Below are 22,545 nucleotides of genomic sequence, written 5' to 3' on the forward strand. Positions count from 1 at the left end.
ATGCACCACCTGTCACTCTGCCCCCGAAGGGGACGTCCTATCTCTAGGATTGTCAGAGGATGTCAAGACCTGGTAAGGTTCTTCGCGTTGCTTCGAATTAAACCACATGCTCCACCGCTTGTGCGGGCCCCCGTCAATTCCTTTGAGTTTCAGTCTTGCGACCGTACTCCCCAGGCGGAGTGCTTAATGCGTTAGCTGCAGCACTAAGGGGCGGAAACCCCCTAACACTTAGCACTCATCGTTTACGGCGTGGACTACCAGGGTATCTAATCCTGTTCGCTCCCCACGCTTTCGCTCCTCAGCGTCAGTTACAGACCAGAGAGTCGCCTTCGCCACTGGTGTTCCTCCACATCTCTACGCATTTCACCGCTACACGTGGAATTCCACTCTCCTCTTCTGCACTCAAGTTCCCCAGTTTCCAATGACCCTCCCCGGTTGAGCCGGGGGCTTTCACATCAGACTTAAGAAACCGCCTGCGAGCCCTTTACGCCCAATAATTCCGGACAACGCTTGCCACCTACGTATTACCGCGGCTGCTGGCACGTAGTTAGCCGTGGCTTTCTGGTTAGGTACCGTCAAGGTGCCGCCCTATTTGAACGGCACTTGTTCTTCCCTAACAACAGAGCTTTACGATCCGAAAACCTTCATCACTCACGCGGCGTTGCTCCGTCAGACTTTCGTCCATTGCGGAAGATTCCCTACTGCTGCCTCCCGTAGGAGTCTGGGCCGTGTCTCAGTCCCAGTGTGGCCGATCACCCTCTCAGGTCGGCTACGCATCGTTGCCTTGGTGAGCCGTTACCTCACCAACTAGCTAATGCGCCGCGGGTCCATCTGTAAGTGGTAGCCGAAGCCACCTTTTATGTCTGAACCATGCGGTTCAAACAAGCATCCGGTATTAGCCCCGGTTTCCCGGAGTTATCCCAGTCTTACAGGCAGGTTACCCACGTGTTACTCACCCGTCCGCCGCTAACATCAGGGAGCAAGCTCCCATCTGTCCGCTCGACTTGCATGTATTAGGCACGCCGCCAGCGTTCGTCCTGAGCCAGGATCAAACTCTCCGATAAAGTAGTTTGACTGACTACGCACATCGCTGTGCGATTTATTTAAAACTTTGAATTAACAGGTACGTTTTGTCTTGTTTAGTTTTCAAAGATCATTACCGCTTGTTGAAGCAGCTTTATTATCTTACCACTCAGCTTCTTTTATGTCAACAACTTTTTTTAAGTTGTTTCCGAAGCTTTTTGTTGTTGTCTGCTGTTCATCAGCGACGTTTAATAATATACCATGCATTCTTTAAATTTAGCAAGTGTTTTTTTCATTTTTTTTGAAACGTATTTCGTTATATTCATCTCCGCCGCGGCATACGATGTAATCAAGCATGGACAAGATAAGGAGGCGTCATCAGTGAATCACTTCTACGTGTGGCACATCAGAAGGATAAAACAGCTGCTTATTATTATCATTGCCGCATTTGCAGCAGCCAGCTTTTTTTATATACAGAGAGCCGTCCCCCTTCCTGTATTTTTAACTGATAGCGGCCCGAAGGCTATTTCAAAAGGGGAGATGAAAGCGGGCGAAGTCGCATTAACATTCGATATCAGCTGGGGCGACGAAAAGGCGGTTCCTATTCTGAACGCGCTAAAAGCAAACGGTATTAAAAACGCCACTTTTTTTCTGTCAGCTTCTTGGGCGGAACGGCACCCGGACACAGTTGAACGTATGATAAAAGACGGACATCAAATCGGCAGCATGGGATATGCGTATAAAAATTATACGAACCTAGAGGACAATGAAATAAAAAAAGATATCCTCCGGGCCCAGACCGCATTTAAAAAGCTGGGTGTAAAGAATGTTCATTTACTCCGCCCGCCGACCGGACAATTTAATAAAAAGGTTCTTACCATTGCACAGAAGTACCACTATTCAGTGGTTCATTACAGCGTTAACTCGCAGGATTGGACAAATCCCGGCCCTGATAAAATCATTGAAAATGTAAACAGTCATATAAAAGGCGGCGACATTGTCCTGCTGCACGCCTCTGATTCAGCAACACAGACTGAAGAAGCGCTCCCCGCCATCATTCACAATTTAAAGCAAAAAGGACTGAAAAACGTGACAGTCGGCGACCTGATCGCAAATACTGACGTCAAGTCATCAGAAGTGAAATAACTACCTCTGGGCAAACTTCGGCAGCATTAGCAGCTGAAACGCATTGCAGCCCATCAGCGGAATCAGCATCAAATAAAGCCAGTCCTCATTATTCACTCGTAGCGCGGGAACCCATTCAAGCGCTGTAATAACGACCATTAAAAATAATGATGAAACGAACGTATTTTTTGAGGACTGCTTTTGTTTTATATACGCCGTCAACAGGCCGACGGCAAGCAGAGCCAGCGGCAGCCAGACAAACCCCGCAATCGAGTCATCCCGCTCTCCGAAAAACAAAAATCTGACGTACATTAAATCAAAAGCGACAAACAGAATGATAAACAGCTGAAGCAGATTCCAAAGCGAGCTTGATCTGAGAATTTCAAGGGCAAACCGGTGCACCGTCAAAAAAACGAAGAATCCCATCTGGCTGATCACACTGAAAATCATGCCTACCCCGATAAACCAGATCAGAACGGAGAAAATCTGACCGGCATCAAAATTCAGGAAGAACCCCTTGTACTCCCCCCACTTCAGTGCAAATCCCACGACGCTTGTAATAAGAGCGCCCACAGCTAAAATCGAAAAGAAAAATCGAACAAGCCCGCGGCTTTTCATCTCTTATTCATCCCCCTGACAATCGCGTTCAGCGATATTTTGTTATGTATAAATCCATTCCGATGAATCATATTAAAAATAAGTACAAGTAAGGAAGGAGCTTATGCATGTCAAAAGCCAAAACGCTATTGATAAGCTGTTTTGTTGTATTATCTGTAACAGCTTGTGCTCCAAAAGACCAAGCAGCGGATATGGATTATGACCAGACTAAAAAAATGGTTGTTGATATATTAAAGACAGATGATGGAAAAAAAGCAATTAAGGAAATATTAAATGATGATGCGATGAATGAGGCATTGGTGATTGATCAAAATGCCATTAAAGGCACAATAGAGAAAACCCTCACCTCTAAAAAAGGGGCGGAGTTCTGGAAAACCATCTTTGAAGACTCAAAGTTCGCCGAGAGCTTTGCAAAAACGCTTCAGCCCGAGCACGAAAAAATCATAAAAAAACTGATGAAAGACCCTGATTATCAGAAAAGTTTTATGCAGATCATGCAGGACCCCGGCATGGATAAAAAATACTATGAGCTGGTGAAAAGCCAAAAGTTCCGCAGTTACTTAGAAGATGTAATTACAGAGACACTTTCCAGCCCGCTTTTCAAAAAGCAATTCGAGGATGAATTGAAAAAAGCGGCTTCAAGCTCTGAAAAAGAAAGCCAATAAAAGGCCGGGCCGTGTTGATCCCGGCCCCTTTTTTATTCAGCTGTTTTTCCAATGACTTTCTGGGCGATTCCCATATAAATTTCCCCGATCGGATGACTTCTGTCATAGACAGAAGGCGCAAACTGGTCCTTGTCCCAATCAGGCTGTTTTAAAGGAATTCTGCCAAGCAGCGGCACCTGCAATTCCTCTGCAAGCTTGTCTCCCCCGCCTTGACCGAACACATATTCTCTCTCGCCGGTTTTTGCACTTTCATAATAAGCCATATTTTCAATGACCCCTACAACTTCATGATCGGTCTTAATCGCCATAGAACCCGCTCTCGCCGCTACAAATGCGGCTGTAGGGTGCGGCGTCGATACGATAATCTCTTTGCAGCTCGGAAGCATCGTGTGTACATCGAGCGCCACATCACCCGTGCCGGGCGGCAGATCGAGAACGATATAGTCAACCTCTCCCCAGTCAACTTCATGGAAGAAGTTATTCAGCATCTTGCCCAGCATCGGCCCTCTCCACACAACCGGAGCGTTTTCTTCGACGAAAAAGCCCATCGACATAACCTTTACTCCAAATCTTTCGACAGGAAGCAGTTTTTCTCCTTCAACTGTCGGGCGAACTGTAATACCCATCATGTCCGGCACGCTGAATCCGTATATATCCGCGTCGATCAAGCCGACTTTTTTGCCGAGCCGCGCAAGAGAAATGGCCAGGTTGACGGAAACCGTTGATTTGCCGACACCGCCTTTTCCGCTTGCCACCGCAAGAAAGACCGGCGGATGTTTCCTATTCAGCAGGGTTTTGCTTTCAGCAGCCGGCCGGCTGAATTTCGCCAATGTTTCTTCCGGCAGCTCTTCAAACCGCAGTCCGACAGTTTCAGCACCCGCTTCTTTCAAAACGGATACGATTTCCTGCTGAATGCCCATCTGTTCAGCCGTCCCCGTTTTTGCCAATGCAATTTTTACACTGACATGCCGTTTTTCCGGCTTGACCTTCACTTCTTTAATGGCATCCAATTCTCCCAGCGGTCTATGAAGAAAAGGTTCGCGCATGTTTCCGACTATATTTCTTACTTCATCTTCTCTTATCATCGAACCCTCACCCTTTGTGTATTCGTTTACAAATGGTATTATACCATATATTAAACATAGAATCGGCGAAAAACCCTCCTTACTCGGGAGGGTCTCCTTTCTCTGTGAAGTATCTCAATACGCCCTTATACACGGAAGAAGCGATTTTGTCCTGATATTTGGGCTGTCCGAGCCTTTTCGCTTCCGCGGGATTGGACAGAAATCCGATTTCCACCAGCGCGCCCGGTTTGGTTACATTCTGCATTAAGTAAATGCCGTGTATCCGTTTCGCCTTTCTCGTTGTATTCTCCAAATTGATTCTCAATTCGTCCTGTATATATTTTGCCACTTTTTCATTTTCTTCGTATTTTCCATAGTAGAAGCTTTGGGCGCCGCTCCATCTCGGTGACGGTATGGCGTTCAGATGAATGCTGATATAAAGCTCCGCCTCTGAACGGTTGATGATTTCCACGCGCTTTCTCAGATCTTCCGCTTTGCGTCTGCTGTAGCCTTTCGTCCCTTCAGGAGCTAAATCAGTATCCGTCTCCCGCGTCATAATGACCAAAGCTCCCTGCTCCTGCAAATAGTCTCTTACCCTGGAGGCCACTTCGAGAGTAATGTCCTTTTCAAGGTGACTGCCTCCCGTGGCGCCTCCGTCCGGCCCGCCGTGTCCCGGATCGAGATAGATGATTTTTCCGCTCAGCGGCAGACTCCACGGCCGCCAGGAATCATCATTATGGAATTGAAACCGGAATAAACACAATAATATGATAAAGCCAAGTAAAAAACCGAGCCATTTCAGCTTTTTTGCCATACCTTTCCCTCCCGCTTGTCCCCGTTATTAATAAGTATGGGACAAGGGAAGAAATTATGATTACCTCATACGGAGCTTACATTGTTTTTCTCTTTGCAGAAATCCTTCCGTCCACCAGCTGTTGATAAACCGGCAGGACGCTTCATAGATTTCTTTTTGTTCAACGGAAGAATATTGCTCATGCGTCCAATTGCAAAGATATTCAAAAAAATCGACCGTCAGTTCTTCCTCTTCTTCAGCCGAACGGGCGTTTGCCCTCTGCAAAGACTCACCATAATAGCCAAAGACGCCGAACCGGCCGCCTAATAAATACGCTTCAATTGCAAAATCTATGCATCCTTCACTCAGAATGCCGTTTTCGTCTTGAAGAAAGGGAAACAAAGGGGTAAGACATGCTTTTACGGACTGAATGATCTGCGTCAGTGACAGCTCCTTTAGTAAACTCTTCTCAAGCTCAAAATCCTTCTGCCGTTTCACGTCTGAAAAAGATAATACTTCTGCCATTGCCAGCCACGCTCCTTTTTACTGTTATTTTGAAAGGAAAAGGGAAAAAGCATGCTTTGTTGATAGTGGAAATCCTCCCAAATGAAGGAGTTTTATGTTAACTGGAAGAAGAAAGAGCTGAGGTGACGTTATGAAAAAGCTGTTTCAATACAATTGGACGGTGCGTGACGAGTGGTTTATGATATGTGAAAAGCTGAGCCGGGAGGAACTGACGAAAACCCGGACGGGCGGAATGGAGAGCATCTTGCGGACTTTATTTCATATCATTGATGTCGAGATCAGCTGGGCTCGTGCCATTTTAGGTAAAGGTGATGTTTTACCTGCTGAGTCTGACTATACGAGCATTCAGGATCTCAGAAAGCTGTCTGAACAGTTTCGGGAGGATGTCATTCATGCGGTCTCCCGCAAAGGACCGGATCTTGTTACGCCGGACTGGATGGACCAAACCTTTCCTAAAGAAGATATTCTCCGCCACATCCTTGCGCATGAGATTCACCATATCGGACAACTGTCGGTTTGGGCCAGAGAAATTGGAATAGAACCGGTTTCGGCTAATGTGATCAGCCGTCCGCAGGAAAAAGCCGCAAAAAAACAGCACCTCTGACGGGATGCCGTTTTTATATTTTAATGCTTCTTGTTACGGAGTATGTATTAATGTATTCATCCAGCACGAGGCCGCCTTTGTCTTCGTAAAAACCGGCAACCATAAAGCCTGCGTCAATCTGACCTTTAATTTGATCCTCCAGCGTATGGCCGAATTCAAGCGCTTCATGATTATCAATAAGTTCCTTTACCTTTTTCTTACTCAGATCTTTTTCATCCGAAAACGGAATGGAATACTTTACTTTTAGTACGCCTTCCTGCTCTAAATCCATATCAAATAAGAACACGACGGGATTTACAAAACCGGAGACTAAAGACCCGCCTTTTTTCAATACGCGATGAGCTTCTTTCCATACAGGAAGAACCGTATCAACAAAGCAATTCGATACCGGGTGCACGATAAAATCAAATGACTCATCATCAAAACAGCTCAGATCATTCATGCTGCCTTTGACAGTCCGAAGCGTAAGATCGTCCCGCTCGGCAACCATTCTGTCTTGCGCAAGCTGTTTTTCCGAATTGTCAAAGATGGTGACATCCGCTCCTGCAGCAGCCAGGACCGGGCCTTGCTGTCCTCCTCCTGAAGCGAGACAAAGAACCTTCAGACCGTCTATGGGCGGAAACCAATCCGCCGGCACATCTTTTCCGGGGGTCATCCTGATGCTCCAATTGCCTTTTTTCGCTTCACCAATCGTATGAGAATCAACCGCAACCGTCCATTCATTGCCTGTTTCGACTTTTTTATCCCATGCCTTGCTGTTATGTATGACTAACTTATTCATTATAACTGCGCTCCTTATTGGTAATGAATAGAGTATAACAAACAATTCTAGAAAAACATCGGATAACCTCTTGAATATGAGAAAAAAATACAAAAAAACCACAACCAAGAAGTTGTGGTTTTTGCAATCCAAAACGATTAACGTTTTGAGAACTGAGGTGCACGACGAGCGCCTTTAAGGCCGTATTTTTTACGTTCTTTCATACGAGCGTCACGAGTCAGAAGACCAGCACGTTTAAGTGTTGCACGGTATTCTGGATCTGCTTCAAGCAAAGCACGAGCGATACCATGACGGATTGCTCCAGCTTGACCAGATAAGCCGCCTCCATGTACGTTTACTAAAACATCATAAGTACCAGCTGTTTCAGTTAAAGTTAATGGTTGTTTGATATCTTCGATTAGAGCTGGAGATGGAATGTGCTCGCTGATTTCACGATTATTAACGACGATACGACCTTCTCCTGGAACTAAGCGCACACGCGCTACAGAACTTTTACGACGGCCAGTACCGTAATATTGAACCTGTGCCAAATTGGTAACCTCCTTTTTAATTAACCGCGAAGTTCGTAAACTTCAGGTTTTTGTGCTTCATGTGGATGCTCAGAACCACGGTATACGTTCAATTTTTTGAACATTTGACGACCTAGAGAACCTTTTGGAAGCATGCCTTTGATAGCAAGCTCAAGCATTTTCTCAGGGTAGTTTGTACGCATTTCAAGAGCTGTTCTTGATTTTAATCCGCCTGGATGTTGAGTGTGACGGTAGTAGATTTTATCAGTTAACTTTTTACCAGTTAACTCGATTTTTTCAGCGTTGATGATGATCACATGATCTCCAGTATCAACGTGCGGTGTGTAAGTCGGTTTGTGTTTCCCGCGAAGGATAGATGCAACTTCTGTAGAAAGACGTCCTAGAGTCTTGCCAGCAGCATCAACAACTAACCACTTGCGTTCAATAGTACTTGCGTTAGCCATAGGTGTTGTACGCATTGAATTTCCCTCCTAAATGATCTGTCATTTTCAATAATCTACGATTACGTTCTATTTCACAACACAATAAGTTCCGGGGCTTATCGTGGGGTTGAAATACATACCATATGATATCTTATAACTTTATGCAGACTCTGTCAAGAAAATGTTACACCTGGTTTAGTTGTCATAGCAAACGCTCCATAAATACAGCCCGTGCCCCGGTGCGGTGCGCCCCGCGGCTTCGCGATCTTTCGCTTCGAGCATTGCTTTTACATCATCGGGAGAAAATTTTCCAGCTCCTGTATCCAATAACGTTCCGGCAATGATTCTGACCATATTATAGAGAAAACCGTTTCCGGTGATCCGCATCTGCAGGCCGTCCCCGGTCTCAGTCCAATCCAGCTCGTAAATCGTTCTGACCTTATCCTGAACCGCGGTATCAGCCGCGCAAAAGCTTGTGAAATCATGTGTCCCGATGAGGTGCCTTGAAGCTTCCCTCATTTTCTGCACATTAAGCTGATATGCAAAATGGTAAGCGTAATGTCGTTTAAATACGTCCGGGTGTTTCTCCGTATATACAATGTAGCGATATTCCTTTTGGACCGCGCTAAATCGTGCATGGAACCCATCATCCGCAATCTCTGCTGTTTTGACGGCAATATCATCAGGCAGCAGGGCATTGAGCGCAAACGGCCATTTCTCAGCCGGGATGGACAGCGGCGTATCAAAATGAATGACCTGTCCGGCAGCATGAACATCGCTGTCCGTGCGGCCGGATGAGTAAACAGGCACTCTGCCGTCCGTTTTATGGATGACGGCCAGCGCTTTTTCCAATTCACTTTGAACGGTCCGCTTTCCAGGCTGAACCTGATATCCGTTAAATAAATGCCCGTCATAAGCAATGGTACATTTCACTCTCATTCAGCAGCACCTCTAACTTCTTAAGAAAAACAATAACACGGCTAATACGATGATGAGCAGAATAGCTCCGGTATCCTTTCCGGTCCAGACGAGCTTTCTGTATTTCGTTCTCCCCTCACCGCCCTGGTAGCCTCTCGCCTCCATAGCGACCGCGAGCTCTTCCGCGCGTTTAAAGGCGCTGACAAACAGCGGGACAAGCAGCGGAACAACCGCTTTGATTCTGTCTTTCACCGGACCGCTTGTAAAGTCCGCACCCCTTGCCATTTGCGCCTTCATGATTTTATCTGTCTCTTCCATCAATGTCGGGATAAATCGCAACGATATCGACATCATCAATGCGAGTTCGTGTACGGGCAGCTTCACCTTTTTAAAAGGATTCAGGAGCTGCTCCATTCCATCCGTTATTTCAATCGGCGTTGTTGTCAGCGTCAGCAGCGTCGTCATAAAGATAAGGTAAACGAAACGGAGGGAGATAAAAATCCCCTGTATAAGTCCGCCCTCATACACTTTAAACCAGCCAAGCTGAAAAATGACAGATCCTTCATGTGTCATGAAAATGTGTAATAAAAAGGTAAACGCCACAATCCAGATAATCGGCTTAAGCCCCTTCAGCAAAAAGCTGAACGGCACGCGTGTTAAGGCAATCACCCCGAATGTAAACAAACCGAGCAAAGCGTACGTCTGTACGTTGTTTGCTAAAAAAACGATACATACAAAAAGAAAGATGCTGACAAGTTTTGTTCGCGGGTCCAATCGGTGAATAAGCGATGATCCGGGAACATACTTTCCGATAATCATGCTGTCCATCATTGGTCCTTTTCCTCCTGAAAGAAAGCCTTAATTTCACTGGCGGCATCCTGCAGGGTCAGCATGGGTTTCTCATACTTGACTCCGAGAGCCTTCTCAAGCCGTCTCTGAAACTTTACCGATTCAGGAAGATCCAGTCCCATTTCGGCCATCTCTTCACCTTTTACAAACAAGTCACGCGGACTCCCCGTCGCTTTAATGGTTCCTTTGTGCATGACGATCATTTCGTCAGCATAGCGGGCGGCGTCCTCCATGCTGTGGGTGACGAGAATGGTAGTCAGGTTTCCCCGCTGATGAAGCGCATAGAACATGTCCATAATGTCCTGGCGCCCTCTCGGATCAAGACCGGCCGTCGGTTCATCCAAAACCAGCACTTCCGGCTCCATCGCGAGAACGCCGGCAATCGCCACTCTGCGCATCTGGCCGCCGCTGAGCTCAAACGGTGAACGATCCAAAATGTCTTCCGGAAGGCCCACAAGCCCCAGCATTTCTTTTGCTTTCCGTTCAGCGTCTTCTCTCTTTACACCGAAATTCATCGGTCCGAATGCGATGTCCTTCAGCACAGTCTCTTCAAACAGCTGATGTTCGGGAAATTGGAAAACGATTCCGACTTTTTTTCGCAAAGTCTTAAGGTCTTTATTCTTTTTACCGGCTGCCAGAATCGTGCTCCCGAGTTCAAGCTGTCCTTTAGTCGGTTTCAGCAAACCGTTTAAATGCTGCAGGAGCGTCGATTTGCCCGACCCTGTATGCCCGATGACGGCAACGTAGCTGCCCTCTTTTATCACGGCATTGATATCATACAGAGCCAACCGTTCAAACGGTGTTTTCATTTGATAGCGGTGTTCTACATCTTTGATTTTAATGTCCACAGCTCATTCACCAGCCCTTCCTGAGTCAGATGGTTTTTCGTTAAAGCCAGTCCGCTTTCTTTCAAAAGCAGGCTGAGCTGGAATGAGAAAGGCAAATCAAGACCGATGCGAACCAAGTCTTCGTTTAATTTAAAAATCTCTTCAGGCGTGCCCTCTGCATATTTCCTGCCGCCGTTCATCACAATGATCCTGTCCGCCCTTGCGGCTTCTTCCAGGTCATGTGTTATCGAAATGACGGTGGCCATGCCCTGATCTTTTAAGCGTCTGACAGTATCAAGGACTTCTTCTCTCCCAATCGGGTCAAGCATGGATGTCGCTTCATCCAAAATCATAATATCAGGACGCGCGGCAATAATTCCCGCGATCGCCACTCTTTGTTTTTGACCTCCGGAAAGATGGTGCGGCTCTTGATCAAGAAAATCCTGCATATTGACTTGTGTGACAGCCCAATCTACTCTCTCAATCATTTCTTCGCGCGGAACACCATTGTTTTCTAAACCAAAAGCCACATCATCGCGAACAGTCGTTCCGACAAATTGGTTATCGGGATTCTGAAAGACCATCCCTATTTTTTTTCGCACATCCCACACGGTATCCTCAGTCAGCTTGATGCCGCCGACTTCAATTTCTCCGGCCTCAGGCAAAATCAGCCCGTTCAGCGCTCTGGCCAAAGTCGACTTCCCTGAACCGTTGTGGCCTACGATAGCAAGCCATTCTCCTTCGTATACCTCCAGACTCACACCGTCCAGCGCCGGTCTTTCTGCATCTTTGCGGTATCGGAATAGAATGTCTTTTACGGATATAAGCTGTTTTTGATCCACGGGCGCCTGACCTCCTCTCAGCTATAGCTCTGCTTTTCTGTCTCATGATAAAAAGTTCTGATATCTAAAAAAAGGGCATAGATCCAGTTAGAAACTGTCCCGCCCTTCTTTAGATACACAAAAATATGTGATTAAACCAATTCGATGATTGCCATTGGTGCACCGTCACCACGGCGAGGACCAAGCTTCATAATACGTGTGTATCCGCCTTGGCGCTCCTCGTAACGAGTTGCAATGTCAGAGAATAATTTTTGAAGTGCATCTTGGTTATTTTCTTCATTAGCAACCTCGTTGCGAATGTATGCAGCAGCTTGACGACGAGCATGCAAGTCACCGCGCTTACCAAGAGTGATCATCTTTTCAACAACAGAGCGAAGTTCTTTCGCACGTGTTTCAGTTGTTTCAATTCTTTCGTTGATGATCAAATCTGTTGTAAGATCACGAAGCATAGCTTTACGCTGTGAACTCGTACGTCCTAGTTTTCTGTATGACATGTGATGTCCCCTCCTTTAATGGAATGCTGTTTCTAAATAAAAAACACACGAAAATCCTAGTTCACATGGAAACTAGATCAATCGTCTTTGCGAAGGCCGAGTCCAAGTTCTTCTAGTTTCGCTTTCACTTCTTCAAGCGATTTGCGTCCCAGGTTGCGAACTTTCATCATATCTTCTTCCGTCTTGTTCGCAAGTTCTTGAACCGTGTTAATGCCCGCACGCTTCAAGCAGTTGTAAGAACGGACAGAAAGGTCAAGTTCCTCAATCGTCATTTCAAGAACTTTTTCTTTTTGGTCCTCTTCTTTTTCAACCATGATTTCAGCATGCTGAGCTTCGTCAGTTAAACCGACGAATATATTAAGGTGTTCAGTTAAAATCTTTGAACCGAGAGCAATTGCTTCCTTCGGTCCAGTGCTTCCGTCAGTCCAAACATCAAGTGTAAGTTTGTCATAGTTTGCAACCTGGCCTACACGAGTGTTTTCTACCTGATAAGATAAACGAGAAACTGGCGTAAAGATTGAATCGATCGGAATCACGCCGATAGGCTGATCGTCTCTTTTGTTCGAATCAGCAGGTGTATACCCACGTCCTCTTTGTGCAGTAAGGCGAACTCGGAAACTCGCATTCTCACCAAGAGTCGCGATATGAAGATCCGGATTAAGGATTTCAACATCGCTGTCGTGTGTAATATCAGCTGCTGTGACAGTTCCTTCGCCCTGTACATCAATTTCAAGCGTCTTCTCTTCATCAGAGTAGATTTTCAATGCAAGCTTTTTAATGTGCAAGATTATCGTTGTAACATCTTCCACAACGCCTTCGATTGTCGAGAATTCGTGCAGTACACCATCTATCTGGATCGATGTTACAGCGGCACCAGGGAGTGAGGATAAGAGGATACGACGTAAGGAGTTACCCAGAGTTGTACCATATCCACGCTCAAGCGGCTCTACGACAAACTTACCAAATTTGGCATCGTCGCTGATTTCAACCGTTTCGATTTTTGGTTTTTCAATCTCGATCATTACTTAAAACCCTCCTTCAAAACGTCGAAACCTCGAATAGAATCATATGAGATTCCATCCGAAATTCCCCATTGTTTAGTCCCGTATGTGCTCAGGCAACGAGTCGGTGCATTCGTTTCATAAATAACTGTATCATAACCCATTATTGACAGGGACACAAAATCTATACAAACAAATTACACGCGGCGACGTTTTGGTGGACGGCATCCATTATGAGGAACAGGAGTTACGTCTCTGATAGCTGTAACTTCAAGTCCGGCAGCTTGTAAAGCACGGATTGCAGCTTCACGGCCAGAACCTGGTCCTTTAACAGTTACTTCAAGAGTTTTAAGTCCGTGTTCGATTGAACCTTTAGCAGCTGTTTCAGCAGCCATTTGCGCAGCAAAAGGAGTAGATTTACGAGAACCTCTGAATCCTAGAGCTCCGGCACTAGACCAAGAAAGAGCATTACCATGAGTATCAGTGATCGTAACGATCGTGTTGTTGAAAGTTGAACGAATATGAGCGATTCCTGACTCAATATTCTTTTTCACGCGACGTTTACGCGTGTTTTGTTTACGAGCAGCAGCCATTGTTTAGGTACCTCCCTTACTTATTTTTTCTTGTTAGCTACAGTACGACGCGGACCTTTACGAGTACGCGCATTGTTTTTAGAGTTTTGTCCGCGAACAGGCAAACCTCTGCGATGGCGGATTCCGCGGTAGCTTCCGATTTCGATCAGACGCTTGATGTTAAGAGAAACTTCACGGCGAAGGTCACCTTCTACTTTCAGTTTGTCAATAACATCACGGATTTTACCAAGTTCTTCTTCAGTAAGATCACGCACACGAGTATCTTCAGAAACACCAGCCTCTTTCAAGACTTGCTGAGCCGTTGTGCGGCCAATTCCGAAGACATATGTTAAAGAAATAACAACACGTTTGTCACGTGGGATATCTACACCAGCAATACGAGCCATTCTCTGGGCACCTCCTTATTAATTATCCTTGTTTTTGTTTATGCTTTGGATTTTCACAGATCACCATTACTTTTCCTTTTCTGCGAATAACTTTACATTTCTCGCAGATTGGTTTAACTGATGGTCTCACTTTCATGTGTTTCCAACCTCCTTCAGTTTCCGGAGTGCTTTATTTGTAACGGTACGTAATCCTGCCACGAGTTAAGTCATATGGAGATAATTCTACCGTAACTTTGTCTCCAGGTAAAATGCGAATGAAGTGCATGCGGATTTTACCAGATACGTGAGCCAAAACCGTATGGCCATTTTCGAGTTCAACTTTGAACATCGCGTTTGGCAGTGTTTCGACAATCGTACCTTCCACTTCAATTACATCGTCTTTCGCCATTCAAGTGTTCTCCCTTCTTCAAATCAGTAACTTGCTCTCTGACAAATTTCAAAAGAGAAAATCTCAGTTATCCGTTTGTCACACGCCCTGTTTCGTTTATACTGTTCTGAACTTCCGGAGATACGCAATCATAAAGGGTGAATGATTGATATTCTTTTTCTAAGGAGAATGAAATGTACGCTTTTCTCCGTCTGCTTTAGTACACGATGATGAATCTTCATTCCGATGACAGCAGCTAGCCGGTTTTTCTTCCGACCAATTGTAAACCTACAATCTGCCCAGGTGCGGAATGAAAAACATATGTCATGGAATTCATTTCATCATCTAGACTTTTGTCAGTATATCAAAACCCGTTTCCGTAATCGCAATCGTATGTTCAAAATGAGCACACTTTTTCCCATCTACCGTTACAACCGTCCAGTTGTCAGCCAATGTTTTCACATACCGGCTGCCAGCGTTAACCATCGGTTCTATAGCGAGAACCATACCAGGCTTCAGCCTAGGTCCTTTGTTTGGCGGACCGTAATGAGGAATTTGCGGATCCTCATGCAAGTCTTGACCAACACCATGTCCGACATACTCCCTAACAACTGAAAACTGCTCATTTTCGACATACGTTTGTATTGCGTGGGAAATATTCGACAAACGTTCACCTGGTTTTGCTTCCTTCAAGCCTTTATATAAAGACTCCTCTGTCACTTCCAGCAGTCGTTTATCATCATCACTGATGTTTCCTACCGGATATGTCCAAGCAGAGTCACCATGATAACCATTTAATTTAGCACCGATATCAATGCTGATAATGTCACCGTCACGCAAAACCCTTTTACCGGGAATTCCGTGAACGAGTTCTTCATTAACTGATACACAGATGCTCCCGCGAAACCCATTATACCCCTTAAAAGATGGGATTGCACCCTGCTTCTCAATAAAACGTTCGGCAATTTGATCCAATTCTTTTGTCGAGATTCCTGGTTTAATGTGCTTTTTCATCTCTTCATGAGTCAAAGCCACGATTCGCCCTGCTTCCCGCATGATGCCAAGCTCACGAGGGGTCTTACAGATAATCATTTGCTCAATCCTCCAAGAAGCTCTTTCACATCTTTGTACACGTCGTTAATGTCCTGCTGGCCATTGACGTTGACAAGATACCCTTTCTCAGAATAAAAATCGAGTAAAGGCTGAGTCTGCTTCATGTTGACCTCAAGCCGTTTTGAGACGGTTTCCTCATTATCATCTGCCCGTTGATAAAGGTCTCCTCCGTCTTTATCACAAACACCCGGCGTTTTCGGCGGATTGAAAACCAAATGATAGGTTGTGCCGCAAACACTGCAAATTCTGCGTCCAGTCAAACGTTCCATTAAAGAGTCTTTGTCTACTTTAATGTTAATGACATAATCAATCGGCTTGCCGTATTCCTCAAGAATGTTTTCAAGAGCTTCAGCCTGAGCGACTGTTCGCGGAAATCCGTCCAGAAGAAAACCTCTTTCACAATCATCTTTGCCGAGTCTTTCTTTGACAATGCCGATTGTGACTTCGTCCGGTACGAGCTCGCCTTTATCAATATAAGACTTTGCTTCGAGTCCGAGTGGTGTTTCTTCTTTCATAGCAGCACGGAACATATCTCCCGTTGAGATATGAGGTATCCCATAATCCTCAACAATTCGTTCTCCCTGTGTGCCTTTACCGGCTCCAGGAAGTCCCATTAAGACTAAGTTCATTCGGATTTCCCCCGTCCTCTCTTATTTAGAGGAATGGTTAAAACCAGTCCTCTAATTTTTCATAAATCCTCGGTAATTACGTTTCACTAACTGGCTCTCCAGCTGCTTCATTGTCTCCAAGGCTACCCCGACGACAATTAACAATGATGTTCCGCCAATCTGTGCACTTTGAGGCAATCCAGCGAATTGAATGAAAAAGATAGGAAGAATGGAAATCACGGCTAAGAATATAGAACCCACAAACGTAAGTCGATACAAAATGCTCGTAATTCTATCTTGAGTCATTTTCCCTGGACGAACCCCCGGGATATAGCCACCCTGTTTTTTAAGGTTATCAGCCATTTGTTCAGGGTTTACCTGCACAAAAGCATAGAAGTACGTAAAGGCGATAATTAATGCGACATAAACCGCCATGCCCACCGGATGTGTATTGTCAAAGTTGGCTTGAATCCACTTTGTCACATCGTTTTCTCCGAAAAATGACGCGATAGTACGCGGCGTAATAAGAAACGCAACCGCAAAGATTACCGGAATAACCCCTGCCGGATTCACTTTAAGCGGAAGGTGAGTTGACTGGCCTCCGCCAACAGGTGAACGACCTTGCCCTTTTGCATATTGAATCGCGATTTTGCGTACGGCCTGCTGAATGAAAATAACACCAACAATAACGGCCAAAATCGCAATCACCAGTAAAGCGATTTTTACAATATGAATAAACAGCTGATCGCTGCTGCCGACAAATTGAGTCTCATAAATCTGCCCAACAGTTTTCGGAATACTAGCCACAATCCCCGCGAAGATGATGATCGAAATTCCGTTACCTACTCCATTGGAAGTAATTTGTTCTCCCAGCCACATTAAAAAAGCAGTTCCTCCAGTGAGTACTAAAGCAATAATCAGATATGTCGATATGCCGGATTTTTCAATCAGCATACCGTTTGCCAGGTTGTTAAACCCGTAAGACATACCTAATGCCTGGATAAAACCAAGCACAATCGTAAAATATCTCGTGAACTGAGCTAATTTACGGCGGCCGACTTCACCTTGCTTAGACCACTCGGTAAACTTCGGCACAACATCCATCTGAAGCAGCTGGATGATGATTGAAGCAGTGATGTAAGGCGTAATTCCCATCGCAAAAATGGAGAACTGATAAAGCGCACCGCCGCCAAATGTATTAAGGAGATCAAAAACCCCCATCGAACTTTGTGTCTGCAACGCCTGAGCATTTACATATGGCACAGGGATAAACGCACCTATGCGAAAGACGATAAGCATGAGTAATGTAAAAATGATTTTATTCCGAATATCACTCACACGCATAAAGTTGGAGATTGTCTTAAACAAGTTAGATCACCTCAGCTGTACCGCCAGCAGCTTCAACAGCTTCTTTCGCAGAAGCAGAGAATTTATTGGCTTTTACAGTTAATTTTTTCTCTAATTTACCGTTGCCAAGAATCTTTACTCCTGCATTAAGTTTGCTAATAACACCAGTCTCAAGAAGAAGTTCAGGAGTGACTTCCGTTCCTTCCGCAAAATCGTTCAATTTGTCTACGTTCACAATAGCGTAATCCTTACGGTTGATGTTTGTAAAACCGCGTTTAGGAAGACGTTGGAATAAAGGCATTTGTCCCCCCTCGAATCCAGGGCGTACACCGCCGCCAGAACGAGCGTTTTGACCTTTGTGACCTTTACCAGCTGTTTTACCGTTACCAGAACCAATACCACGACCTACGCGATTGCGTACTTTACGTGAACCTTCTGAAGGCTTTAATTCATGAAGTTTCATTAGGACACCTCCTTAGCCTATAATTTATTTTTATTGTTCTTTAACAGAAACTAGATGAGATACTTTATTAATCATACCGCGGATCGCAGCGTTATCTTCATGAACGACAGTTTGGTTTGTTTTCTTTAAACCAAGTGTTCTTACAGTAACGCGCTGATCTTCCGGGCGACCGATTACACTGCGTTTGAGGGTAATTTCTAATTTAGCCATTAATGTTCCCTCCTTATCCTAACAGTTCTTCTACAGATTTTCCACGAAGCTTCGCAACCTCTTCGGCACGTTTAAGCTCACTTAAACCTTGAAGTGTTGCACGGATCATGTTGATCGGTGTGTTAGAACCTAAAGACTTAGAAAGGATATCAGCAACGCCAGCAAGCTCAAGTACCGCACGTACAGGGCCTCCAGCGATAACTCCAGTACCTTCAGAAGCAGGTTTCAACAAGATATTGCCTGCACCGAAACGTCCGATGATTTCGTGTGGAATCGTAGTTCCAACCATTGGTACTTCAATCAAATTCTTTTTCGCATCTTCAACAGCTTTGCGGATTGCTTCAGGTACTTCTTGTGCTTTACCAGTACCGAAACCTACGTGACCGTTTTTGTCACCGACAACGACTAGAGCTGCGAAACGGAAACGACGACCACCTTTAACAACTTTCGCTACGCGGTTAACCGTAACTAAGCGTTCTTCTAACTCTAATTTGCTTGGGTCAATACGACGCATAATCATGTGTCCCTCCTTTTTTTTTTAAAATTTCAGTCCGGCTTCACGAGCTGCATCGGCCAGAGCTTTTACACGTCCATGGTATAAGTATCCACCGCGGTCAAATACTACGTCAGAAACACCTTTCTCAGAAGCGCGTTTCGCAACGAGTTCACCGACTTTAGCAGCAGCAGCGCTGTCACCAGTGCTTTCCACGTTCAAATCTTTATCGAGAGTAGAGGCACTAGCAAGTGTAACGCCATTTACATCATCGATGATTTGAGCATAAATGTGTTTGTTTGAACGGAACACATTCAGACGAGGTCTTTCAGCTGTGCCTGAAAGTTTAGCACGAACACGGGCATGTCTTTTTTGACGAGCAGCATTTTTGCTAGTTTTCGTAATCATCCTTAGGTCACTCCTTTCTTCACTTTAAGCGGTCTTACTTAGCAGATTTACCTTCTTTACGGCGAACAACTTCACCTTCGTAGCGAATTCCTTTACCTTTGTAAGGCTCTGGAGAACGTACAGCGCGGATGTTAGCAGCGATAGCTCCTACACGCTCTTTGTCTGTACCTTTTACAACTACTTTAGTTTGAGAAGGAACTTCGATTTCGATGCCCTCTTCAGGAACGATCTCAACAGGGTGAGAGTATCCAACGTTTAAAACAAGTTTGTTTCCGGATTTAGCCGCACGATAACCGACACCGACTAATTCCAAACCTCTTTCAAATCCTTTAGATACGCCTTCAACCATGTTTCCAAGCAGACTGCGAGTCGTACCATGCAGCGCACGGTGCTCTTTGTGATCAGAAGGACGAGTAACTGTAAGCACGTTGTCCTCAATTTTGATTTCCATATCAGGATGGAAAGTACGAGTTAATTCTCCTTTTGGTCCTTTTACAGCTACAGTGTTGCCTTCGTTCAGCGTTACTGTAACTCCAGAAGGGATCTCAAGCAGTTTTTTTCCTACACGAGACATACTAAAACACCTCCATTCTTGTTAAACTTCTTACCAAACGTATGCTAGAACTTCTCCACCAGCTTGTTTTGCACGGGCTTCTTTGTCCGTTAAAACACCTTGTGATGTAGAAATAATCGCGATTCCAAGACCGTTAAGTACGCGAGGTACTTCATTTGATTTAGCGTATACACGCAAACCTGGTTTGCTGATTCTTTTAAGACCAGTGATAACGCGCTCGTTGTTTTGTCCGTATTTCAAGAAAACGCGGATGATACCTTGTTTGCTGTCTTCTACGAACTCAACGTCACGAATGAAACCTTCACGCTTTAAAATGTCAGCAATTTCTCTTTTCAATTTAGAAGCAGGAATTTCAAGCTTCTCATGACGTACCATGTTTGCATTGCGAATACGAGTCAGCATATCTGCAATTGGATCTGTCATAACCATTATATAATTACCTCCTTCCCATTCTTGGGGATTACCAGCTGGCTTTTTTCACGCCAGGAATTTGTCCTTTATATGCAAGCTCACGGAAACAAATACGGCAAAGTTTAAATTTACGAATGACTGAGTGCGGACGTCCGCAGCGTTCACAGCGAGTGTACTCTTGCACTTTAAACTTTGGTGTACGTTGTTGTTTCGCAATCATTGACTTTTTAGCCACGATTTCGCCTCCCTTTCATTGATTATTTCTGGAACGGCATACCTACTTGAGTTAATAGCTCACGAGCCTCTTCGTCAGAGTTAGCAGTCGTTACGATAACGATGTCCATTCCGCGAACCTTTGTTACTTTATCGTAGTCAATTTCAGGGAAGATTAACTGTTCTTTGATACCAAGAGTGTAGTTTCCGCGACCGTCAAAAGATTTCTTAGAAATCCCGCGGAAGTCACGTACACGCGGTAAAGATACAGAAATAAGTTTATCAAGGAAATCATACATGCGCTCTCCGCGAAGAGTTACTTTCGCACCGATAGGCATTCCCTCACGAAGACGGAATCCAGCAATTGATTTCTTCGCACGAGTAACGACAGGTTTTTGACCTGCGATAAACGTTAATTCTTCAACAGCACTGTCGATTGCTTTTGCGTTTTGAACAGCATCACCGACACCCATGTTGATTACGATTTTTTCGATTTTTGGCACCTGCATAACAGAGTCGTAGTTGAACTTCGTCATTAAAGCAGGTGAAATTTCTTTATTGTACTTTTCTTTAAGGCGGTTCATGAGATAGACCTCCCTTCCTTTAAATACTATTTATCTAAGACTTGCCCAGATTTTTTTGCAACACGAACTTTTTTGCCATCTTCCACTTTGTATCCTACGCGAGTCACTTCACCTGTTTTAGGATCGAGCGGCATAACGTTTGATACATGAATTGGCGCCTCTTGATTAGAAATACCGCCTTGAGGGTTTGCTTGAGTTGGTTTAGAGTGCTTCTTCACCATGTTTACGCCCTCAACTAGAACGCGGTCCTTTTTAGGGAAAGCAGCAAGGATCGTACCTTGTTTGCCTTTATCTTTACCAGAGATAACCATTACTTTATCGCCTTTTTTCACATGCATCCTGATCGCACCTCCTTGAGTAAGGCATTTATTTCATTAGATAACTTCTGGAGCCAGAGAAACAATTTTCATGAAGTTGTTTTCACGTAATTCACGGGCAACCGGTCCGAAGATACGAGTTCCACGCGGGCTCTTGTCGTCACGGATGATAACACATGCATTCTCATCGAAGCTGATGTATGATCCGTCAGTTCTGCGTGCTCCGCTTTTTGTGCGAACGATAACAGCTCTTACGACTTCACCTTTTTTGACAACGCCTCCTGGTGTTGCTTGTTTAACCGTGCAAACAATTACATCACCAATGTTAGCCGTTTTACGTCCAGAACCGCCAAGAACTTTAATAGTAAGTACCTCACGCGCACCGGAGTTGTCAGCAACTTTTAAACGAGTCTCTTGTTGAATCATTATTTGTTACCTCCCTTCGGAAAAAGAATTCCGAACTTTATTAGATAATAACAGCTTCTTCGACAACTTCTACTAGACGAAAACGCTTAGTTGCAGATAATGGACGAGTTTCCATGATCTTTACGATGTCTCCGATTTTAGCTTGGTTATTTTCATCATGTGCTTTGAATTTCTTTGAGTATTTTACGCGTTTACCGTAAATAGGATCCTTTTTGTATGTTTCAACAACAACAGTGATGGTTTTATCCATTTTGTCAGAAACAACACGGCCTTGGTAAACTTTGCGTTGGTTACGTTCGCTCATGCTCACGACCTCCCCTCAGTGATTATTTGTTGGCAGCAATTTCTCTTTCACGAATCACAGTTTTCATGCGCGCGATAGCTTTGCGCACTTCACGAATGCGAGCAGTATTTTCAAGTTGTCCTGTCGCTAATTGAAAGCGAAGATTGAAAAGTTCTTCTTTAAGAGACTTTACTTTTTGTTCAATTTCAGCAGTGGTAAGGTCACGAATTTCATTAGCTTTCATTTGATTCACCACCAATTTCTTCACGTTTTACGAACTTCGTTTTAATTGGCAATTTGTGAGATGCAAGACGAAGAGCTTCACGAGCTACCTCTTCAGACACACCAGAAATTTCAAATAAAACTTTGCCCGGTTTTACAACAGCTACCCAGCCTTCAGGAGCCCCTTTACCGGAACCCATCCGTACCTCAAGCGGTTTAGCAGTGTAAGGTTTTGAAGGGAAAATTTTAATCCAAACTTTACCGCCACGTTTCATGTAACGAGTCATCGCAATACGTGCAGCTTCGATTTGGCGGTTTGTGATCCAAGAAGCTTCAAGAGCCTGGATACCGTACTCACCAAAATGTACTTCAGTACCGCCTTTAGCGCGACCGCGCATTTTTCCGCGATGCTCTCTGCGATATTTAACGCGTTTTGGTAATAACAT

36 protein-coding genes, 1 rRNA gene and 1 pseudogene (1 of these 38 cut by a window edge) are annotated in these 22,545 nt (G+C 44.8%); 3 read left to right on the plus strand and 35 right to left on the minus strand.

Annotated features, from left to right (window positions below; translation table 11 throughout):
- Positions 1-1,064, minus strand: a 16S ribosomal RNA gene (locus OVA33_RS03560) (it extends 486 nt beyond the left edge of the window).
- A gap of 340 nt (positions 1,065-1,404) precedes the next feature.
- Between OVA33_RS03560 and pdaB the strand changes: the two genes are divergently transcribed.
- Positions 1,405-2,169, plus strand: coding sequence for a polysaccharide deacetylase family sporulation protein PdaB (pdaB, locus tag OVA33_RS03565; RefSeq protein WP_025650298.1), 765 nt, complete (start codon positions 1,405-1,407; stop codon positions 2,167-2,169).
- Here the strand turns inward: pdaB and kbaA are convergent, their stop codons facing one another.
- The gene (gene kbaA / locus OVA33_RS03570; protein ID WP_014416761.1) at positions 2,170-2,766 is read right to left on the minus strand and encodes a KinB-signaling pathway activation protein; all 597 of its coding nucleotides are present in this window, start codon (positions 2,764-2,766) and stop codon (positions 2,170-2,172) included.
- Between the two features lie 107 nt (positions 2,767-2,873).
- On the opposite strand from kbaA, the gene gerD reads away from it, so the two are divergent.
- On the plus strand, positions 2,874-3,431 hold the full coding sequence (gerD, locus tag OVA33_RS03575) for a spore germination lipoprotein GerD (RefSeq protein WP_007615280.1): 558 nt from the start codon (positions 2,874-2,876) through the stop codon (positions 3,429-3,431).
- 32 nt (positions 3,432-3,463) lie between these two features.
- Here the strand turns inward: gerD and OVA33_RS03580 are convergent, their stop codons facing one another.
- The 3 genes from OVA33_RS03580 to OVA33_RS03590 form a co-directional block, all read right to left on the minus strand.
- A complete protein-coding gene (locus OVA33_RS03580) occupies positions 3,464-4,516 on the minus strand; it encodes an Mrp/NBP35 family ATP-binding protein (RefSeq protein WP_063636895.1) in 1,053 nt (350 codons plus the stop codon).
- Positions 4,517-4,595: 79 nt separating this feature from the next.
- Positions 4,596-5,309: an N-acetylmuramoyl-L-alanine amidase CwlD gene (cwlD, locus tag OVA33_RS03585; RefSeq protein ID WP_014416759.1), complete on the minus strand. Its 714-nt coding sequence runs from the start codon at positions 5,307-5,309 to the stop codon at positions 4,596-4,598.
- 60 nt (positions 5,310-5,369) lie between these two features.
- A complete protein-coding gene (locus tag OVA33_RS03590; RefSeq protein ID WP_007410416.1) occupies positions 5,370-5,813 on the minus strand; it encodes a DUF2521 family protein in 444 nt (147 codons plus the stop codon).
- 130 nt (positions 5,814-5,943) lie between these two features.
- Here OVA33_RS03590 and OVA33_RS03595 point away from each other — a divergent pair, with 130 nt between their 5' ends.
- A complete protein-coding gene (locus tag OVA33_RS03595) occupies positions 5,944-6,417 on the plus strand; it encodes a DinB family protein (RefSeq protein WP_017419477.1) in 474 nt (157 codons plus the stop codon).
- 13 nt (positions 6,418-6,430) lie between these two features.
- Here the strand turns inward: OVA33_RS03595 and OVA33_RS03600 are convergent, their stop codons facing one another.
- From OVA33_RS03600 to rplP, 30 genes and pseudogenes are all read right to left on the minus strand, one after another.
- Positions 6,431-7,198 (minus strand): class I SAM-dependent methyltransferase, encoded by a 768-nt coding sequence (locus OVA33_RS03600; protein WP_007410414.1) that lies wholly within the window; start codon positions 7,196-7,198, stop codon positions 6,431-6,433.
- Positions 7,199-7,335: 137 nt separating this feature from the next.
- Positions 7,336-7,728 (minus strand): 30S ribosomal protein S9, encoded by a 393-nt coding sequence (gene rpsI / locus OVA33_RS03605; RefSeq protein WP_003225846.1) that lies wholly within the window; start codon positions 7,726-7,728, stop codon positions 7,336-7,338.
- Positions 7,729-7,748: 20 nt separating this feature from the next.
- On the minus strand, positions 7,749-8,186 hold the full coding sequence (rplM, locus tag OVA33_RS03610) for a 50S ribosomal protein L13 (protein ID WP_003225844.1): 438 nt from the start codon (positions 8,184-8,186) through the stop codon (positions 7,749-7,751).
- 159 nt (positions 8,187-8,345) lie between these two features.
- Positions 8,346-9,089, minus strand: coding sequence for a tRNA pseudouridine(38-40) synthase TruA (gene truA, locus OVA33_RS03615; RefSeq protein WP_017419475.1), 744 nt, complete (start codon positions 9,087-9,089; stop codon positions 8,346-8,348).
- Positions 9,090-9,101: 12 nt separating this feature from the next.
- Positions 9,102-9,899 (minus strand): energy-coupling factor transporter transmembrane component T family protein, encoded by a 798-nt coding sequence (locus OVA33_RS03620; protein ID WP_014304219.1) that lies wholly within the window; start codon positions 9,897-9,899, stop codon positions 9,102-9,104.
- Entirely contained in the window at positions 9,896-10,765 is an 870-nt protein-coding gene (locus OVA33_RS03625) for an energy-coupling factor ABC transporter ATP-binding protein (protein ID WP_017419474.1), read from the minus strand. Before OVA33_RS03625 ends, OVA33_RS03620 begins: the two co-directional genes overlap by 4 nt.
- Positions 10,741-11,586: an energy-coupling factor ABC transporter ATP-binding protein gene (locus tag OVA33_RS03630; protein WP_007615256.1), complete on the minus strand. Its 846-nt coding sequence runs from the start codon at positions 11,584-11,586 to the stop codon at positions 10,741-10,743. The genes OVA33_RS03625 and OVA33_RS03630 overlap by 25 nt, the downstream gene beginning before the upstream one ends.
- A gap of 131 nt (positions 11,587-11,717) precedes the next feature.
- Complete coding sequence (gene rplQ / locus OVA33_RS03635; RefSeq protein WP_003156550.1) at positions 11,718-12,080, minus strand: 50S ribosomal protein L17; 363 nt, start codon at positions 12,078-12,080, stop codon at positions 11,718-11,720.
- A gap of 77 nt (positions 12,081-12,157) precedes the next feature.
- Positions 12,158-13,102, minus strand: coding sequence for a DNA-directed RNA polymerase subunit alpha (locus OVA33_RS03640; protein ID WP_003156549.1), 945 nt, complete (start codon positions 13,100-13,102; stop codon positions 12,158-12,160).
- Between the two features lie 176 nt (positions 13,103-13,278).
- Positions 13,279-13,674: a 30S ribosomal protein S11 gene (gene rpsK, locus OVA33_RS03645; RefSeq protein WP_007410409.1), complete on the minus strand. Its 396-nt coding sequence runs from the start codon at positions 13,672-13,674 to the stop codon at positions 13,279-13,281.
- 20 nt (positions 13,675-13,694) lie between these two features.
- Positions 13,695-14,060 carry a 30S ribosomal protein S13 gene (gene rpsM / locus OVA33_RS03650; RefSeq protein ID WP_003156545.1) on the minus strand — a complete coding sequence of 122 codons (366 nt, stop codon included), beginning with the start codon at positions 14,058-14,060 and terminating at the stop codon, positions 13,695-13,697.
- Between the two features lie 22 nt (positions 14,061-14,082).
- Entirely contained in the window at positions 14,083-14,196 is a 114-nt protein-coding gene (gene rpmJ, locus OVA33_RS03655; RefSeq protein WP_003156543.1) for a 50S ribosomal protein L36, read from the minus strand.
- A 33-nt stretch (positions 14,197-14,229) separates the two neighbouring features.
- Positions 14,230-14,448 carry a translation initiation factor IF-1 gene (infA, locus tag OVA33_RS03660; RefSeq protein ID WP_003156508.1) on the minus strand — a complete coding sequence of 73 codons (219 nt, stop codon included), beginning with the start codon at positions 14,446-14,448 and terminating at the stop codon, positions 14,230-14,232.
- A pseudogene (locus tag OVA33_RS03665) lies at positions 14,426-14,750 on the minus strand (KOW domain-containing RNA-binding protein). Before OVA33_RS03665 ends, infA begins: the two are co-directional and overlap by 23 nt.
- A gap of 22 nt (positions 14,751-14,772) precedes the next feature.
- A complete protein-coding gene (map, locus tag OVA33_RS03670; protein ID WP_007410408.1) occupies positions 14,773-15,519 on the minus strand; it encodes a type I methionyl aminopeptidase in 747 nt (248 codons plus the stop codon).
- On the minus strand, positions 15,516-16,169 hold the full coding sequence (locus OVA33_RS03675) for an adenylate kinase (RefSeq protein WP_007410407.1): 654 nt from the start codon (positions 16,167-16,169) through the stop codon (positions 15,516-15,518). Before OVA33_RS03675 ends, map begins: the two co-directional genes overlap by 4 nt.
- 51 nt (positions 16,170-16,220) lie before the next feature.
- Positions 16,221-17,516, minus strand: a complete 1,296-nt coding sequence (gene secY, locus OVA33_RS03680) for a preprotein translocase subunit SecY (protein WP_007410406.1) — start codon at positions 17,514-17,516, stop codon at positions 16,221-16,223.
- A gap of 1 nt (position 17,517) precedes the next feature.
- Positions 17,518-17,958, minus strand: coding sequence for a 50S ribosomal protein L15 (rplO, locus tag OVA33_RS03685; RefSeq protein ID WP_025650293.1), 441 nt, complete (start codon positions 17,956-17,958; stop codon positions 17,518-17,520).
- 30 nt (positions 17,959-17,988) lie between these two features.
- The gene (gene rpmD / locus OVA33_RS03690) at positions 17,989-18,168 is read right to left on the minus strand and encodes a 50S ribosomal protein L30 (RefSeq protein ID WP_003156497.1); all 180 of its coding nucleotides are present in this window, start codon (positions 18,166-18,168) and stop codon (positions 17,989-17,991) included.
- A gap of 13 nt (positions 18,169-18,181) precedes the next feature.
- Positions 18,182-18,682 carry a 30S ribosomal protein S5 gene (rpsE, locus tag OVA33_RS03695; RefSeq protein WP_003156493.1) on the minus strand — a complete coding sequence of 167 codons (501 nt, stop codon included), beginning with the start codon at positions 18,680-18,682 and terminating at the stop codon, positions 18,182-18,184.
- A 24-nt stretch (positions 18,683-18,706) separates the two neighbouring features.
- Positions 18,707-19,069, minus strand: coding sequence for a 50S ribosomal protein L18 (gene rplR, locus OVA33_RS03700; protein WP_003156492.1), 363 nt, complete (start codon positions 19,067-19,069; stop codon positions 18,707-18,709).
- A gap of 34 nt (positions 19,070-19,103) precedes the next feature.
- Positions 19,104-19,643, minus strand: a complete 540-nt coding sequence (rplF, locus tag OVA33_RS03705; protein ID WP_003156490.1) for a 50S ribosomal protein L6 — start codon at positions 19,641-19,643, stop codon at positions 19,104-19,106.
- A 30-nt stretch (positions 19,644-19,673) separates the two neighbouring features.
- On the minus strand, positions 19,674-20,072 hold the full coding sequence (rpsH, locus tag OVA33_RS03710; protein WP_003156489.1) for a 30S ribosomal protein S8: 399 nt from the start codon (positions 20,070-20,072) through the stop codon (positions 19,674-19,676).
- 31 nt (positions 20,073-20,103) lie between these two features.
- A complete protein-coding gene (gene rpsN, locus OVA33_RS03715) occupies positions 20,104-20,289 on the minus strand; it encodes a 30S ribosomal protein S14 (RefSeq protein WP_003156488.1) in 186 nt (61 codons plus the stop codon).
- A gap of 22 nt (positions 20,290-20,311) precedes the next feature.
- Positions 20,312-20,851 carry a 50S ribosomal protein L5 gene (rplE, locus tag OVA33_RS03720; protein ID WP_003156487.1) on the minus strand — a complete coding sequence of 180 codons (540 nt, stop codon included), beginning with the start codon at positions 20,849-20,851 and terminating at the stop codon, positions 20,312-20,314.
- 26 nt (positions 20,852-20,877) lie between these two features.
- Positions 20,878-21,189: a 50S ribosomal protein L24 gene (gene rplX, locus OVA33_RS03725; protein ID WP_003156486.1), complete on the minus strand. Its 312-nt coding sequence runs from the start codon at positions 21,187-21,189 to the stop codon at positions 20,878-20,880.
- 36 nt (positions 21,190-21,225) lie between these two features.
- Entirely contained in the window at positions 21,226-21,594 is a 369-nt protein-coding gene (rplN, locus tag OVA33_RS03730) for a 50S ribosomal protein L14 (RefSeq protein ID WP_007410404.1), read from the minus strand.
- 40 nt (positions 21,595-21,634) lie between these two features.
- Positions 21,635-21,898 (minus strand): 30S ribosomal protein S17, encoded by a 264-nt coding sequence (rpsQ, locus tag OVA33_RS03735; RefSeq protein ID WP_003156484.1) that lies wholly within the window; start codon positions 21,896-21,898, stop codon positions 21,635-21,637.
- 22 nt (positions 21,899-21,920) lie between these two features.
- Positions 21,921-22,121, minus strand: a complete 201-nt coding sequence (rpmC, locus tag OVA33_RS03740) for a 50S ribosomal protein L29 (RefSeq protein WP_003156482.1) — start codon at positions 22,119-22,121, stop codon at positions 21,921-21,923.
- Positions 22,111-22,545, minus strand: coding sequence for a 50S ribosomal protein L16 (gene rplP, locus OVA33_RS03745; RefSeq protein ID WP_003156478.1), 435 nt, complete (start codon positions 22,543-22,545; stop codon positions 22,111-22,113). The genes rpmC and rplP overlap by 11 nt, the downstream gene beginning before the upstream one ends.

This window comes from Bacillus sp. KICET-1 (genome assembly GCF_027721405.1).
GTDB lineage: Bacteria > Bacillota > Bacilli > Bacillales > Bacillaceae > Bacillus > Bacillus velezensis.

Excerpts from the sequence above, each read along its gene's own strand:
- kbaA (WP_014416761.1), bottom strand. The coding sequence starts at position 2,766 with ATGAAAAGCCGCGGGCTTGTTCGATTTTTCTTTTCGATTTTAGCTGTG.
- gerD (WP_007615280.1), top strand. The coding sequence starts at position 2,874 with ATGTCAAAAGCCAAAACGCTATTGATAAGCTGTTTTGTTGTATTATCT.
- OVA33_RS03580 (WP_063636895.1), bottom strand. The coding sequence starts at position 4,516 with ATGATAAGAGAAGATGAAGTAAGAAATATAGTCGGAAACATGCGCGAA.
- cwlD (WP_014416759.1), bottom strand. The coding sequence starts at position 5,309 with ATGGCAAAAAAGCTGAAATGGCTCGGTTTTTTACTTGGCTTTATCATA.
- OVA33_RS03590 (WP_007410416.1), bottom strand. The coding sequence starts at position 5,813 with ATGGCAGAAGTATTATCTTTTTCAGACGTGAAACGGCAGAAGGATTTT.
- OVA33_RS03595 (WP_017419477.1), top strand. The coding sequence starts at position 5,944 with ATGAAAAAGCTGTTTCAATACAATTGGACGGTGCGTGACGAGTGGTTT.
- OVA33_RS03600 (WP_007410414.1), bottom strand. The coding sequence starts at position 7,198 with ATGAATAAGTTAGTCATACATAACAGCAAGGCATGGGATAAAAAAGTC.
- rplM (WP_003225844.1), bottom strand. The coding sequence starts at position 8,186 with ATGCGTACAACACCTATGGCTAACGCAAGTACTATTGAACGCAAGTGG.
- truA (WP_017419475.1), bottom strand. The coding sequence starts at position 9,089 with ATGAGAGTGAAATGTACCATTGCTTATGACGGGCATTTATTTAACGGA.
- OVA33_RS03620 (WP_014304219.1), bottom strand. The coding sequence starts at position 9,899 with ATGATGGACAGCATGATTATCGGAAAGTATGTTCCCGGATCATCGCTT.
- rplQ (WP_003156550.1), bottom strand. The coding sequence starts at position 12,080 with ATGTCATACAGAAAACTAGGACGTACGAGTTCACAGCGTAAAGCTATG.
- OVA33_RS03640 (WP_003156549.1), bottom strand. The coding sequence starts at position 13,102 with ATGATCGAGATTGAAAAACCAAAAATCGAAACGGTTGAAATCAGCGAC.
- rpsK (WP_007410409.1), bottom strand. The coding sequence starts at position 13,674 with ATGGCTGCTGCTCGTAAACAAAACACGCGTAAACGTCGCGTGAAAAAG.
- rpsM (WP_003156545.1), bottom strand. The coding sequence starts at position 14,060 with ATGGCTCGTATTGCTGGTGTAGATATCCCACGTGACAAACGTGTTGTT.
- rpmJ (WP_003156543.1), bottom strand. The coding sequence starts at position 14,196 with ATGAAAGTGAGACCATCAGTTAAACCAATCTGCGAGAAATGTAAAGTT.
- infA (WP_003156508.1), bottom strand. The coding sequence starts at position 14,448 with ATGGCGAAAGACGATGTAATTGAAGTGGAAGGTACGATTGTCGAAACA.
- map (WP_007410408.1), bottom strand. The coding sequence starts at position 15,519 with ATGATTATCTGTAAGACCCCTCGTGAGCTTGGCATCATGCGGGAAGCA.
- OVA33_RS03675 (WP_007410407.1), bottom strand. The coding sequence starts at position 16,169 with ATGAACTTAGTCTTAATGGGACTTCCTGGAGCCGGTAAAGGCACACAG.
- rplO (WP_025650293.1), bottom strand. The coding sequence starts at position 17,958 with ATGAAACTTCATGAATTAAAGCCTTCAGAAGGTTCACGTAAAGTACGC.
- rpmD (WP_003156497.1), bottom strand. The coding sequence starts at position 18,168 with ATGGCTAAATTAGAAATTACCCTCAAACGCAGTGTAATCGGTCGCCCG.
- rpsE (WP_003156493.1), bottom strand. The coding sequence starts at position 18,682 with ATGCGTCGTATTGACCCAAGCAAATTAGAGTTAGAAGAACGCTTAGTT.
- rplR (WP_003156492.1), bottom strand. The coding sequence starts at position 19,069 with ATGATTACGAAAACTAGCAAAAATGCTGCTCGTCAAAAAAGACATGCC.
- rplF (WP_003156490.1), bottom strand. The coding sequence starts at position 19,643 with ATGTCTCGTGTAGGAAAAAAACTGCTTGAGATCCCTTCTGGAGTTACA.
- rpsH (WP_003156489.1), bottom strand. The coding sequence starts at position 20,072 with ATGGTTATGACAGATCCAATTGCAGATATGCTGACTCGTATTCGCAAT.
- rplE (WP_003156487.1), bottom strand. The coding sequence starts at position 20,851 with ATGAACCGCCTTAAAGAAAAGTACAATAAAGAAATTTCACCTGCTTTA.
- rplX (WP_003156486.1), bottom strand. The coding sequence starts at position 21,189 with ATGCATGTGAAAAAAGGCGATAAAGTAATGGTTATCTCTGGTAAAGAT.
- rplN (WP_007410404.1), bottom strand. The coding sequence starts at position 21,594 with ATGATTCAACAAGAGACTCGTTTAAAAGTTGCTGACAACTCCGGTGCG.
- rpsQ (WP_003156484.1), bottom strand. The coding sequence starts at position 21,898 with ATGAGCGAACGTAACCAACGCAAAGTTTACCAAGGCCGTGTTGTTTCT.
- rpmC (WP_003156482.1), bottom strand. The coding sequence starts at position 22,121 with ATGAAAGCTAATGAAATTCGTGACCTTACCACTGCTGAAATTGAACAA.
- rplP (WP_003156478.1), bottom strand. The coding sequence starts at position 22,545 with ATGTTATTACCAAAACGCGTTAAATATCGCAGAGAGCATCGCGGAAAA.